This is a genomic window from Mesorhizobium sp. M1312 (genome assembly GCF_040318115.1).
GTDB lineage: Bacteria > Pseudomonadota > Alphaproteobacteria > Rhizobiales > Rhizobiaceae > Mesorhizobium.
In genome coordinates this window covers 13,430-26,178 of sequence record NZ_JAMYLQ010000011.1, presented here as the reverse complement: position 1 = coordinate 26,178, position 12,749 = coordinate 13,430, and the positions used below count along the sequence as shown (strand labels likewise).

The window sequence follows — 12,749 nt, the reverse complement described above, 5'->3', positions numbered from 1 at the left end:
CCCGCTGCGGTGAGTGCGGAGCCAGGTTTGAAGGCGCATCTTTTTAGCTGCCGCCATTTGAATGCCGGCTGGCTATTCGCAGACCATGCGGACCCGTTTTCCGGGTTGGCTGACGTTTCTGCAGGTGAGCGGTTTTGCCGGCTCGGATGACGGCGTCGGCGGAACTTTGGAAACCTTGGTGATTTGCCTTCTCCGCGCGACGGGGGCGCTGATTCTGGGGGCCTCCGCTCTTGCCGGCGTTTCGGGCGCCACAGGAAAGACATCGGCCCGCAGCAACTGCGGCTGTTCGGCCTGCGCCTGCTGCGGCGGCTTGTCCCAGAACCGACGGACATCGAGCGGCCTTGGAATGACGACGGTGCCGTCGTAGCTGCGCGAGCAGCCGCTCCCCAACAGCAGCATCGGGCACAGGAAAAAAGGCAGGATCCGTCCCAACATCGGCAATACCTTGCGGGATTGTAACGCGGCTTCGGCTCTACCGACAACCGTCGGAATACACTGCGGGCAAGGCTAGCGCATGACCCGGAGAATCGGAATCGATTTCTCTGGGGTCATGCGCAAAATCAAAGTGCCGCGGAGTCCCTGGCGACTGGGGCGGGCATGGACGATTACCTGCCCAAGCCCATCAGCTCCAGGTCGCCTTGCTCGAAAAGGTCGGCGCAGACGGAGAAATCCGGCGCAACGCGGGATAGGCCTGTCAGGCTGTAGAGTTCAGCCGATTCGGCGACGCATTGCGGACAAGACTATGGTGCGATCGCACCATACCAAAGCGAGCGTCCGGTTGGGACAATAAGCGCATTCGAGTTCCGCTCCTCCAGTTACGGGCGGGAGCAGCGACCGCCGGCAAGAAGCAGGGTCAGATTTACCCCAACGGACCTGTTTCGGCGATGGCGCGGCCATGACCTCCTTTGGCCGCATGCAACGCGCTCCCGCCCGGATTTTCTTTTTCGGCGCCAATTGTCTCGCCTGTCGAGGGCAAATGCCGGCCGGAAATCGTGCAAGCTGCTGATTCCAGCGGCAAACCACGGCTGTGCCGGCGAGACCCGCGGCCCTTCCTTTTCGACATGGCATTGCAGCGTTACGGGGCTGACGTCAAACTGTCATGTGACTGTAATAATCGGGGGCTATTGGCCTCAGCGGGCGCCGAAGGAATGGCGCCGAGAGACCATTTTCCGAACAGGAGCAGGCCACATGAAGAAATTCCTCCTTACGGCATCGGCCGCGGCGCTTGCGCTCGCCGCGTCGGCTGGTTATGCCGCCGCGCGCGACCAAATTCAAATCGTCGGTTCGTCCACAGTGTTCCCCTTCACGACGGCTGTCGCTGAAAAGCTCGGCCAGAGCGGAAAGATCAAGACCCCGGTCGTCGAGTCGACCGGCACCGGCGGCGGCATGAAGCTGTTTTGCCAGGGCGTCGGCGAAAATACCGCCGATTTCACCAACGCCTCGCGCGCCATCAAGGACAGCGAGCTTAAGACCTGCAAGGCCAACGGCGTGACGCCGGTCGAGATCAAGGTCGGCTTCGACGGCATCGTGCTCGCCAACTCGAAGGCAGGGACTGTCGTTGATCTGACCAAGGAACAGGTTTTCAAGGCGCTCGCCAAGAACGTCGCTGTTGACGGCAAGGTCGTCCCCAACCCCTACAAGAACTGGTCGGATGTCGACGCGTCGCTTCCCGCGACGAAGATCGAGGTGCTTGGCCCGCCGCCGACATCCGGCACGCGCGATGCGTTCGTTGAACTCGTCATGGATGCGGCCTGCCAGGAAGAAGTGAAGGCGGCTAACGAAAAGGGCTGCGGCGAGATCCGCGAAGACGGCGCCTTTGTCGAGGCCGGCGAAAACGACAATCTGATTGTCCAGAAGCTGGAAGCCAACCCCAATGCCTTCGGCGTCTTTGGCTTCTCGTTCCTTGACCAGAACGCTGACAAGCTGCAGGGTCACAAGATCGACGGCGTCGAGCCGACCTTCGAGAACATCGCATCCGGCGATTACGGCGTTTCCCGCTCGCTCTATGTCTATGCCAAGAAAGAGCATGTTGGCGTCATCCCCGGCATGCAGGAGTTCATCGCCGAGTACACCTCGGAGGCTGCATGGGGTCCTGAGGGTTATCTGGCCGACAAGGGCCTGATCCCGCTGCCGGACGCCGAACGCGCTAAGTGGGCCGAAGACGCCAAGGCCCTGAAGGGCATGGGTTCCTGATGTTTCGGGGTCCGAGCGTACCGCTCAGACCCTCATATTCTAAAGCCCAAAGCGCGGGACCAGGTCCCGTGCTTTGAGCCGGTGAATGACCGGCGGTCGAGGGGACGTCCCGAATCATGGTCGGTTATCTCGTTGTTCTTCTGTTAGTTCTGGCCGCTGCGGCCTATTGGATCGGCCGGACACGCGCCATTGCCAGTGTCAATGGCGACGTCGCGCGATTGCATTCGCTGCCTGGCCAACACGGCATGTTTCTGGCGCTTTTTGCTGCCGGTCCCGCACTGCTTGCGATCTTGTTGTGGTCGCTGGTCACACCGGGAATTGAGTCGTCGATCATTGCCGACCGCTTCTCCTCCGAATTGTCGGGAATGGGCATTCCGCAGGTCGAAGCTTTCATCCGCGACGCTCGCGCGATGGCCTTTGGCGGGCATGTCGGCTTCGCCGATCCCACGAAAGAGGCAGCCGCGGCCGTCTACAAATCGATCCATACGACCAGCATCTGGATCATCTGGGCCGTCGCGCTCGTGCTTTCCGCGTCCGGATTTTACTGGGCCTATTCGCGCATTGCACCGGCCTACCGGGCGCGCCACGTGGTCGAGCGCGTTCTCCGCGCATTCTTGATCGCCTGTTCGGTGGTCGCGATCCTGACGACGATCGGCATCGTTCTCTCGCTCATCTTCGAATCCCTGCGGTTCTTCCAACAGGTGCCGTTCTACAAGTTCCTGTTCGGCACGCATTGGTCGCCGCAGAGCGCCTTCACCGGCGCCGGAGCGGAAGCCGGGGCGGTCAACGAGGACATTTTTGGCATGGTGCCGCTCTTTGCCGGCACGTTGCTCATCACCTTCATCGCCATGCTGGTGGCTGCGCCTATCGGGCTGATGGCTGCGATCTACCTTTCGGATTACGCTTCCAAAAGCGTCCGCGCGGTCGCAAAGCCGGTACTGGAAATCCTCGCCGGCATTCCGACCGTCGTCTACGGCTTCTTCGCCGCGCTGACGGTTGCGCCCTACTTCCGCGGTATCGGCGAAAGCCTGGGCCTCAACGTCGCGTCCGAATCGGCGCTCGCCGCAGGCGTGGTCATGGGTATCATGATCATTCCCTTCGTTTCCTCGCTTTCCGATGATGTGATCAACGCCGTTCCGCAATCCCTGAGAGACGGTTCCGCCGGCCTCGGCGCGACCAAGTCGGAAACCATCCGCAAGGTGGTCCTTCCTGCTGCCCTTCCGGGCATCGTTTCGGCGATGCTGCTTGCCGTCAGCCGCGCAATCGGCGAGACAATGATCGTGGTCATGGCGGCGGGGCTGGCGGCAAACCTAACGGCCAACCCGCTCGAAGCGGTCACCACCGTGACCGTGCAGATCGTGACGCTGCTTGTGGGCGATCAGGAATTCGACAGCGCCAAGACGCTTGCAGCCTTCGCACTCGGCCTGGTGCTGTTCTGCATCACGCTTACCCTCAACATCGTCGCTTTGCGCGTCGTCCAAAAATACCGAGAGCAATATGACTGATGCGATCTCGTCATTCGGCGCCGTCGGACGGCCGGTCAGCATTCATACCGATGATGCCGCGAAGGCGCGGCTGAAGGGTCGTTACCGCACCGAAACGTGGTTCAAATGGCTCGGCGCCGCAGCCGTCGCGTTGGCCGGCTTATTCCTTGTGCTGCTCCTGTCGACGATCGTCACGCAGGCGATCCCGGCGCTCCGGCAGAACTATCTGACGCTGCCGATCGATCTTTCGGCGTCCAAGGTCGACCCGGCAAAACTCGACGCCGTCAACTACGACGCCATCGCTCAGGAAGCGCTTACGGCAAAATTTCCCGATGTGAAGAGCCGTCAGGACAAGCGCCTTCTGCGCGGACTGATTTCCACCGGCACAGGCGTCTTCCTGCGCAAGGATATTGCGGCTGATCCGGGGATGCTCGGAGGAACGGTGGACTATGCGGTTCCACTTGACGATTTTGCCGACCTCTATCTCAAAGGTTTGCTTGCCGACGTCGGTTCGGACGAAGCGATTTCGACGAGCGTCACGCCTTCGGAAACCAGCGGCGACATCGATCTGACCTTCGGCGACGATGCCATGCTGACGCTGGCGCGCGGCCATGGTGCGACCGAGCGAGAAAACGGCACGCTCACGCTGACGAGCGGCGCGTCGTCGCTGCTGGTCGCGTTCAATGGCGGCACGGTCAAGCTGACCGCGCTGTCGTCTGGGACCAACGGAACGGCGGTCGCAAAGGGCACGGTGATCGAGGCGCTGGACAGCACGGCGCCCGCCGCGAGCGGCCAGGCATTCCTGCGCGTCATCGATACGCCGGAAGCATCGCGAAAGATTTCCGACAAGATGATCGTCTGGCTCGACACGCTGAAGAGCGCCGGCCTGATCGAAAGCCGGTTCAACTCGATCTTCTTCTTCACCGGCGCAAGCCGCGAGCCGGAACTGGCCGGCGTCTGGGGCGCGGTCGTTGGATCGTTTCTGACCATGATCGTAACGCTCGCCATCGCCTTCCCGATCGGCGTTTCGGCGGCGATTTATCTTGAGGAATTTGCCCCCAAGAACCGGCTGACGACGATCATAGAAGTGAATATCAACAACCTGGCGGCGGTGCCTTCGATCGTCTTCGGCCTGCTTGGACTTGCCGTATTCCTGAATTTCTTCGGCATGCCGCGCTCGGCCCCGGTGGTCGGCGGCATGGTGCTGGCGCTGATGACCCTGCCGATCATCATTATCGCCTCTCGCGCTTCGCTGCGCGCCGTGCCGCCGTCGATCCGCGAAGCGGCGCTCGGTATCGGAGCGTCCAAGGTCCAGACCGTATTCCATCACGTCCTGCCGCTGGCGATGCCGGGTATCATGACCGGCACCATCCTCGGAATGGCGCATGCGCTGGGTGAAACCGCGCCCTTGCTGATGATCGGCATGGTCGCCTTCATCGTCGACATTCCCGGCGGCTTTACCGATCCCGCGACGATCCTGCCGGTGCAGATATTCATGTGGGCGGATTTCCCAGAAGCTGGATTCCAGCAGAAGACTTCGGCGGCGATTTTGATTTTGCTGGTGTTTTTGGTCATCATGAACGCCATCGCGGTGATACTGCGCAGGCGCTTCGAGCGGCGCTGGTAAGGAGTACTGGTAAGGAGTAGAGGATATGAACATCATGACGGAAGCCGGCGTCGAGCAGAAACTGAGCAGCGGAACCAATGCCCCCTCGATCAAGATGAAGGGCGAAAAGGTCTCCGTTCATTACGGCGAGAAGCGAGCTCTGTTCGACGTGGATCTCGATATCCGCGAGAACCAGGTGACGGCGTTGATCGGCCCATCGGGCTGTGGCAAGTCGACCTTCCTGCGTTGCCTGAACCGAATGAACGACACGATCGATATCGCGCGGGTGAGCGGCAAGATCACGCTCGACGGCGAGGATGTCTACGACCCGAAAATCGATGTCGTCGAGCTGCGAGCTCGCGTCGGCATGGTATTCCAGAAGCCGAACCCGTTTCCGAAGTCGATCTATGAAAACGTCGCCTACGGTCCGCGCATTCATGGCCTGGCCAGGAGCAAGGCCGAGCTGGACGGCATCGTTGAATCGAGCCTGAAGAAGGCCGGCCTGTTCAACGAGGTCAAGGATCGCCTGCTCGAGTCGGGCACCGGTCTCTCCGGCGGACAGCAGCAGCGCCTGTGCATCGCGCGCGCCATCGCCGTGTCGCCGGAAGTTATCCTGATGGACGAGCCCTGTTCGGCGCTCGATCCGATCGCCACCGCCCGCGTCGAGGAACTGATTGACGAACTGCGCCAGAACTACACGATCGTCATCGTCACCCATTCGATGCAGCAGGCAGCGCGCGTGTCGCAACGCACGGCGATGTTCCATCTCGGCTATCTGGTCGAGGAGGGCGCGACCGACAAGATGTTCACCAATCCCGACGACAAGCGCACCCAGGACTACATCACCGGCCGGTTCGGCTGAGCGGTCCGGCGGCGAATTTCGAAAACGAGGACAGTATCATGGGTGAACACACCGTCGCATCTTTCGACGAGGAACTGGAGCACATCGACAGGCTGATCCGCGACATGGACGAGCTCGCCGCGGCGATGGTCGCAGCCTCGATTCGCGCGTTGCTTGCGTCAGACAATGCGATGGCTCAGCGCGTCGTCTCGGACGACGCCATCATGGATGCGCGGCAGCGCGAACTCGACGATAGCGCGATCACGCTGATCGCCAAGCGGCAGCCGATGGCGCAAGATCTGCGCGCCGTGGTTGGCGCAATCCGCATGGCCGGTGATCTCGAGCGCATCGGCGATTTGGCCAAGAACATAGCCAAGCGGGTCAGCGCAGTCGGGCAGAGCGCCACGCCGCGTAATCTATCGCACGGGATCGACGCGATGGCGGATCTCGTTCTTGTGCAGCTCCGCGGGGTGGTTGAGCACTATGTGTCGCGCAATGCCGGCGCGTTGAAAGAACTGCGCGCCGACGACCAGAAGATCGATGTGAAATACACGGCGGTTTTCCGCGAACTCCTGACCTATATGATGGAGGATCCGCGCAACATCACCGCCTGCACGCATCTTCTGTTCTGCGCCAAGAATCTCGAGCGTATTGGCGATCATGTCACCAACATCGCCGAAAACGCCTACTTTGTCGTGACCGGGCAGCAACTGCCGGCGGATCGGCCGAAGCTAGACGAAACGATGATCTCGGCGCCAGCGACATGACAGGAGTGACCGGCCGATGATCGCGCCGCGCATCATGGTGGTGGAGGATGAAGAGCCGCTGGGCGTCCTTCTTCGTTACAATCTGGAATCCGAGGGTTATCAGGTCGAGGTGGTGACGCGCGGCGACGAGGCCGAAATTCGGCTGCAGGAAAACGTGCCCGATCTTCTGGTGCTCGACTGGATGGTGCCGGCGGTTTCCGGCATCGAGCTTTGCCGGCGCCTTCGGGTGCGTCCCGAAACCGAGCGGCTGCCGATCATCATGCTGACCGCGCGCGGCGAGGAGAGCGATCGGGTGCGCGGCCTTTCCACCGGAGCCGACGACTATCTGGTCAAGCCGTTCTCGACGCCGGAATTCATGGCCAGGGTCAAGGCGCTGCTGCGCCGCGCCAAGCCGGAAGTGCTGTCCAGCGTGCTTAAGGTCGGCGACATCGTGCTCGATCGCGAATCGCACAGGGTCTATCGCAAGAGGAGCGAGATCCGGCTCGGGCCAACCGAGTTCCGGCTGCTCGAATTCATGATGCGGCACCCGGGTCGAGTCTTCTCGCGCAGCCAGTTGCTCGACAATGTCTGGGGCGAGACGATCTACATCGACGAGCGCACGGTGGACGTCCATGTCGGACGGTTGCGCAAGGCGGTCAACAATGGTCGCATGCCTGATGTCATCCGCACCATCCGCGGCGCGGGCTATGCGATCAGGGAAGACTAGCTGATATTCAGGGTGATGCCGGCCTGCGACCGGCGGCCTCCTGCGCTTCCGCTCCTCACGTACCCAAAAGTACGCTCCGCTCCGGTTCTCGGAACCCACCATTCTCGACTCGGCCTGACCTGAATCAACGCACCCCAAGTCGCGATCCGGCGATCCCTGCCTTCGAATTCAAGCCACGTTCCTTCCGACCGAGCCGGCTCGCGCCTGAATGCCCGGCGCGAAAATCTCCTGGTCGACGAAGCTCAGCGCCCGCATGGCACAGCCTTCGCGGATCAGCGGCAGTTCGTTCGGCTCGGTGTCGAAGGAAATCGAACCCGAATGCTGGCCGCCGGCGGTCTGGGCGATGGCCTCGCGCAGGGCCGGCTCAATCAGGTCGAAGGCGGCAGCGCTAGCGCCGACCATGGCGACCGGCGCCGGATCGATCAGCGCGAACAGGCTGCCGAGCCCGAAGCCGAGTGCTTCGCCGGCCTTGCGGTAGGCTTCGCGCTCCGGTCCGTCCGTCTGGCGCGCCCGGGCCGCCAGTGCCCGCATCTCGGCGTCGCTGACATCGGCGACCGGCTCGGCGTTCTCGCTCAATTGCCTTGCGTTGCGCCAGATAGCGTAGTTGCCGGCGTAGGCCTCGACGCAGCCGCGCCGCCCGCAACGGCAAAGCGCGCCGCCCGGCCGGTGGATCATGTGGCCGAATTCACCGCCTGAGGAATGGGTGCCGGTGAACAGTTCTCCCTTCAGCACCAGCCCCATACCGATGCCGTGCGAGAGCAGGACGGCGATGAAATCGTCGCGGTAGCGATTCGGGTCGCGCCAGCGCAGCGCCACGGCCATCATGTTGCAGTCGTTCTCCATGATGGCCGGGATGCCGAACTCGCGTTCCAGAATGTCGGCGAAGGCGATATTCGTCTGCGGCGTGATCGGCGACCACAACATGGCGCGCGCATGGGAATCGGTGATGCCCTGGATCGCCAGCGCGATGCGGGCGACGCTTTGGACATCGAGGTCGGGGTCTTCGACCCGGCGCCGGACGATGGCGACACATTCGCCGATCAGCTCGTCGCGCGACATGGTCAGCGTGTCCAGCCGGCGCTGTTCCTCTGCGACCACCTGTCCGGCATAATCGATGACGGCGACCGACAGGAAATTCAGCGACAACACGACCGCCAATACCGCAGCGGCTTCCGGATTGAGGCTGAGGCCGACCTGCGGTCGGCCGCGTTTCATCGAAACGGTCTCGCTCGCCTTGATCTCGGTCAGGATGCCTTCCTGGATCAGGTCGGAAGAGATCGCCGATATGGTCGAATGGCTGAGGCCAGTGGTTGCGGCGATCTCGGTTCGCGACGGCTGGCCGGCCCGGCGTACGGCCGAAATCACCATGGCCCGGTTGCGCCGGCGCAAATCGTCATGACGGATTCCAACCGACATTCTTTTGCTTCCTCCCTATTGCCGCGGCCGCTCATGGATCGGAAGCCGTCGGTAATGTCCGATAAATATTCGCAGAAGCAGCGGGCCCTGTCATTGTTTATTCCGAGACTCGAAATAAGTCGGCAGGGACATCAAGATCCATCAGGTTTGATGTTGACAGCGCTTCGGCGTTGGACCAGTATTTTTTCGAGGCTCGAAAAAATAGAGCCTTTGTGCCGGCCTTCGGGCCAGTCTGGTCGTGCCGTACGCGGCGCAGGGAGGAATATCATGAAGAGATTCACAGCCGCCATTCTGGTGGGGGTCGCGATGTCGCTGACGCTCGCGTCGGTCGCACAGGCGAAGGACAAGGTCATTGGCGTTTCGTGGTCGAACTTCCAGGAAGAGCGCTGGAAGACCGACGAAGCCGCCATGAAGACGGCGATCGAGGCAGCCGGCGACAAGTATATTTCCGTCGATGCACAGTCCAATCCCGGCAAGCAGCTGACTGACGTCGAGAGCCTGATCTCGCAGGGCGCCAACGCGCTGATCATCCTTGCGCAGGATGCCTCGGCCATCGGGCCGGCGGTGCAGAAGGCGCTGGACGAAGGCATTCCGGTCGTCGGCTATGACCGGCTGATCGAGAACAAGGACGTCTTCTATCTGACCTTCGACAACCAGGAAGTCGGCCGCATGCAGGCCCGCGAAGTGTTCAAGGTGGCGCCGGAAGGCAATTACGTCTTCATCAAGGGCTCGGGCGCCGACCCGAATGCCGATTTTCTGTTCGCCGGCTCTATGGAAGTGCTCAAGGATGCCATCGACAGCGGCAAGATCAAGAATGTCGGCGAGGCCTATACAGACGGCTGGCTTCCCGCCAACGCCCAGAAGAATATGGAACAGTTCCTGACCGCCAACGACAACAAGGTCGATGCGGTGGTTGCCGCCAATGACGGCACCGCTGGTGGCGTCGTCGCGGCGCTGACGGCGCAAGGCTTGGCCGGATCCGTCCCGGTGTCGGGCCAGGACGGCGACCATGCCGCGCTGAACCGCATCGCGCTCGGCACGCAGACCGTATCGGTGTGGAAAGACGCGCGCGAACTCGGCAAGAACGCTGCCGAGATCGCCTCGCAGCTGGCCGACGGCAAGCAGATGACAGACATTGCGGGCGTCAAGGACTTCACCACGCCGGGCGGCAATGTCGTTAAGTCGCTGTTCCTGACGCCGATTGGCATCACCAAGGACAATCTCAACGTCGTCATCGACGCGGGCTGGATCAAGAAGGAAGAGGTCTGCGTCGGCGTGGCGGCGGGCACTGTCCCGGTCTGCAACTGATCCGGCCTTCGCAAGAAGCCTGAAACGCCGCGGCTTCACGCCGCGGCGTTTTTTCAAAAAGAATTGTTTTTCCGCTTCTCGCGGCTAACTTCTAAGCTGCTTCCGGCATCCCGCGGCAGACGGCAACCCGGTGGGAGGACATCATGACCGACACGACTTCCAACACGCCGGCCGCCGATACAGCTGCCGATCGGGCGCGCGAATCCGAGCTCAGCCCCGTCGGCCGCTTCCTCAAGGCAACCGAGCTCGACATACGCATGCTCGGCATGGTCGGCGCGCTGCTGGTCATCTGGGTTGGAATTCACATCCTGTCGGGCGGGCTTTTCCTCACGCCGCGCAATCTCTGGAACCTGTCGGTGCAGACCTCCTCGGTAGCGATCATGGCGACCGGCATGGTGCTGGTCATCGTGATGCGCAACATCGATCTTTCGGTCGGCTCCGTCGAAGGCGTGATCGGCATGGTGATGGGCGTCGCGCAGGCCGAATTCCTGATCCGGGTCATGGGGTTCCAGCTTGGAAATCCCTGGATATGGATCATCGCACTGGCTGCCGGCGTGGTCCTCGGCCTGATGATCGGCGCGCTCCAGGGCTTCATCATCGCCTATCTCGAGGTTCCGGCCTTCATCGTGACGCTGGGCGGCCTGCTGATCTGGCGCGGCATGGCGTGGCTGATGACGAGCGGGCGCACCGTCGCGCCGCTCGACGCCACCTTCCAGCTCATGGGTGGCGGGCCGCGTGGCTCGATCGGGGCAACCGCAAGCTGGATCGTCGGCATTCTCGCCTGTGTTGCCGTCGCCTTCATGCTGCTCAACGGCCGGTCGCAGCGCAAGCGGTTCAAATATCCGCTGCGCCCCGTCTGGGCGGAGACCCTGCTCGGTGCTGTCGCCTGCGCGGCCATCCTTTGCGCCGTTTGGATCGCCAATTCCTATCCCTGGCCGATCGGCATCGTTCGCCAGTACGCCCAGCGGACCGGCATCACCGTCCCGGAAGGCGGGCTGTTCATCGCCCATGGCATCGCCATACCGGTGCTGATCGCGGTCACTGTCGGCATCGTCATGACCTTCATCTCCAGGCGCACCCGTTTCGGCCGCTATGTCTTTGCCATCGGCGGCAATCCGGAAGCGGCGGAACTCGCCGGCATCAACACGCGCTGGGTGACCATGAAGGTGTTCATGATCATGGGCGTTCTGGCCGCGATCAGCGCGGCGATTGCGTCGGCCCGTCTCAATGCGTCGACCAATGCGCTGGGTACGCTGGACGAGCTCTTGGTCATCGCAGCTGCGGTCATTGGAGGCACGTCGTTGGCCGGCGGCTCCGGCACCGTGCTTGGTGCTATGCTGGGCGCACTTCTGATGCAGTCCCTGCAGTCCGGCATGGTGTTGCTGGGCATCGATTCACCGCTTCAGAGCGTCGTCGTCGGCGCCGTCTTGGTGATCGCCGTCTGGCTCGACACCGTCTATCGCAAGCGGGTCTGAGCATGATCCAGAGCCGAAGGGCCGCGTCAGGTGAAAAGTGGATACCGGGTTTTCGGTCAACATCATGCTCAAGCAAAAACCATAGGGAGGAACGATCATGGCTGACACAACTGCTCCCACGCCACTGATCGATATGCGCAATATTTCGATTGCCTTTGGCGGCATTCGCGCCGTCGACGATGCGTCGATCGACCTTTTCCCGGGCGAGGTCGTGGCGCTGCTTGGCCACAACGGCGCCGGCAAGTCGACGCTGATCAAGATACTGTCCGGCGCCTACAAACGCGATTCGGGCCAGATCTTCGTCAATGGCGAGGAGGCTTCGATCTCCAATCCGCGCGACGCCAAGAAATACGGCATCGAGACGATCTACCAGACGCTGGCGCTCGCCGACAATGTCGACGCCGCCGCCAACCTCTTCCTCGGCCGCGAGCTGATGACCGGCTGGGGCACGCTCGACGATGGCGCCATGGAGGCCGAGGCGCGCAAGGTGATGGGCAGGCTCACTCCTCGTTTCCAGCGCTTCAAGGAGCCGGTGGTCAAGCTTTCGGGTGGCCAGCGGCAGTCGGTGGCAATCGCGCGCGCCATCCTGTTCAACGCCCGAATCCTGATCATGGATGAGCCGACGGCGGCGCTGGGCCCGCAGGAAACGGCGCAGGTCGGCGAATTGGTCATGCAACTCAAGGGCGACGGCATCGGCATCTTCCTGATCAGCCACGATATCCACGATGTGTTCGAGCTTGCCGACCGCGTCTGCGTGATGAAGAATGGTCGGGTCGTCGGCACGGCGCGCACCAGCGACGTGACCCAGGACGAGGTGCTCGGCATGATCATCCTGGGCAAGTGCCCGCCCGGTGCCATTCCGGGGCCAGGTGCGCTGAAGATCGCCGCCTGAGGCTTCAATAAGCTGGCTAAGTACCTGTCATGCGATGTGCCAGCGGTCATGATGGTTTGGC

General features: G+C 62.2%; 11 protein-coding genes. 9 read left to right on the top strand and 2 right to left on the bottom strand.

Features of this window, described 5'->3' with window-relative positions:
- Positions 1-72 precede the first annotated feature (72 nt).
- On the bottom strand, positions 73-435 hold the full coding sequence (locus NKH36_RS14885) for a hypothetical protein (RefSeq protein ID WP_352962734.1): 363 nt from the start codon (positions 433-435) through the stop codon (positions 73-75).
- Between the two features lie 753 nt (positions 436-1,188).
- On the opposite strand from NKH36_RS14885, the gene NKH36_RS14880 reads away from it, so the two are divergent.
- The 6 genes from NKH36_RS14880 (at position 1,189) to phoB (ending at position 7,597) form a co-directional block, all read left to right on the top strand.
- The gene (locus NKH36_RS14880) at positions 1,189-2,193 is read left to right on the top strand and encodes a PstS family phosphate ABC transporter substrate-binding protein (RefSeq protein WP_352962737.1); all 1,005 of its coding nucleotides are present in this window, start codon (positions 1,189-1,191) and stop codon (positions 2,191-2,193) included.
- 116 nt (positions 2,194-2,309) lie between these two features.
- The gene (gene pstC / locus NKH36_RS14875) at positions 2,310-3,698 is read left to right on the top strand and encodes a phosphate ABC transporter permease subunit PstC (protein ID WP_352962740.1); all 1,389 of its coding nucleotides are present in this window, start codon (positions 2,310-2,312) and stop codon (positions 3,696-3,698) included.
- A complete protein-coding gene (gene pstA / locus NKH36_RS14870) occupies positions 3,691-5,304 on the top strand; it encodes a phosphate ABC transporter permease PstA (RefSeq protein WP_352962743.1) in 1,614 nt (537 codons plus the stop codon). Before pstC ends, pstA begins: the two co-directional genes overlap by 8 nt.
- Positions 5,305-5,329: 25 nt before the next feature.
- A complete protein-coding gene (pstB, locus tag NKH36_RS14865) occupies positions 5,330-6,145 on the top strand; it encodes a phosphate ABC transporter ATP-binding protein PstB (protein ID WP_352962746.1) in 816 nt (271 codons plus the stop codon).
- Positions 6,146-6,183: 38 nt separating this feature from the next.
- The gene (phoU, locus tag NKH36_RS14860; RefSeq protein WP_352962749.1) at positions 6,184-6,891 is read left to right on the top strand and encodes a phosphate signaling complex protein PhoU; all 708 of its coding nucleotides are present in this window, start codon (positions 6,184-6,186) and stop codon (positions 6,889-6,891) included.
- A gap of 16 nt (positions 6,892-6,907) precedes the next feature.
- Entirely contained in the window at positions 6,908-7,597 is a 690-nt protein-coding gene (gene phoB, locus NKH36_RS14855; protein WP_352962752.1) for a phosphate regulon transcriptional regulator PhoB, read from the top strand.
- A gap of 168 nt (positions 7,598-7,765) precedes the next feature.
- On the opposite strand, the gene NKH36_RS14850 is transcribed toward phoB, so the two are convergent.
- A complete protein-coding gene (locus NKH36_RS14850; protein ID WP_352962904.1) occupies positions 7,766-9,013 on the bottom strand; it encodes an ROK family protein in 1,248 nt (415 codons plus the stop codon).
- Between the two features lie 267 nt (positions 9,014-9,280).
- Here NKH36_RS14850 and xylF point away from each other — a divergent pair, with 267 nt between their 5' ends.
- From xylF to NKH36_RS14835, 3 genes are all read left to right on the top strand, one after another.
- On the top strand, positions 9,281-10,321 hold the full coding sequence (gene xylF / locus NKH36_RS14845; protein ID WP_352962758.1) for a D-xylose ABC transporter substrate-binding protein: 1,041 nt from the start codon (positions 9,281-9,283) through the stop codon (positions 10,319-10,321).
- Positions 10,322-10,464: 143 nt separating this feature from the next.
- The gene (locus NKH36_RS14840) at positions 10,465-11,796 is read left to right on the top strand and encodes a sugar ABC transporter permease (protein WP_352962761.1); all 1,332 of its coding nucleotides are present in this window, start codon (positions 10,465-10,467) and stop codon (positions 11,794-11,796) included.
- A gap of 97 nt (positions 11,797-11,893) precedes the next feature.
- Entirely contained in the window at positions 11,894-12,688 is a 795-nt protein-coding gene (locus NKH36_RS14835) for an ATP-binding cassette domain-containing protein (protein ID WP_352962764.1), read from the top strand.
- The last annotated feature ends 61 nt before the right edge of the window (positions 12,689-12,749 follow it).

What these genes read in the sequence shown, in the direction of transcription:
- NKH36_RS14885 (WP_352962734.1), bottom strand. Translation starts at nt 435, where the DNA reads ATGTTGGGACGGATCCTGCCTTTTTTCCTGTGCCCGATGCTGCTGTTG.
- NKH36_RS14835 (WP_352962764.1), top strand. Translation starts at nt 11,894, where the DNA reads ATGGCTGACACAACTGCTCCCACGCCACTGATCGATATGCGCAATATT.
- phoU (WP_352962749.1), top strand. Translation starts at nt 6,184, where the DNA reads ATGGGTGAACACACCGTCGCATCTTTCGACGAGGAACTGGAGCACATC.
- pstB (WP_352962746.1), top strand. Translation starts at nt 5,330, where the DNA reads ATGAACATCATGACGGAAGCCGGCGTCGAGCAGAAACTGAGCAGCGGA.
- phoB (WP_352962752.1), top strand. Translation starts at nt 6,908, where the DNA reads ATGATCGCGCCGCGCATCATGGTGGTGGAGGATGAAGAGCCGCTGGGC.
- xylF (WP_352962758.1), top strand. Translation starts at nt 9,281, where the DNA reads ATGAAGAGATTCACAGCCGCCATTCTGGTGGGGGTCGCGATGTCGCTG.
- NKH36_RS14880 (WP_352962737.1), top strand. Translation starts at nt 1,189, where the DNA reads ATGAAGAAATTCCTCCTTACGGCATCGGCCGCGGCGCTTGCGCTCGCC.
- pstA (WP_352962743.1), top strand. Translation starts at nt 3,691, where the DNA reads ATGACTGATGCGATCTCGTCATTCGGCGCCGTCGGACGGCCGGTCAGC.
- pstC (WP_352962740.1), top strand. Translation starts at nt 2,310, where the DNA reads ATGGTCGGTTATCTCGTTGTTCTTCTGTTAGTTCTGGCCGCTGCGGCC.
- NKH36_RS14840 (WP_352962761.1), top strand. Translation starts at nt 10,465, where the DNA reads ATGACCGACACGACTTCCAACACGCCGGCCGCCGATACAGCTGCCGAT.
- NKH36_RS14850 (WP_352962904.1), bottom strand. Translation starts at nt 9,013, where the DNA reads ATGTCGGTTGGAATCCGTCATGACGATTTGCGCCGGCGCAACCGGGCC.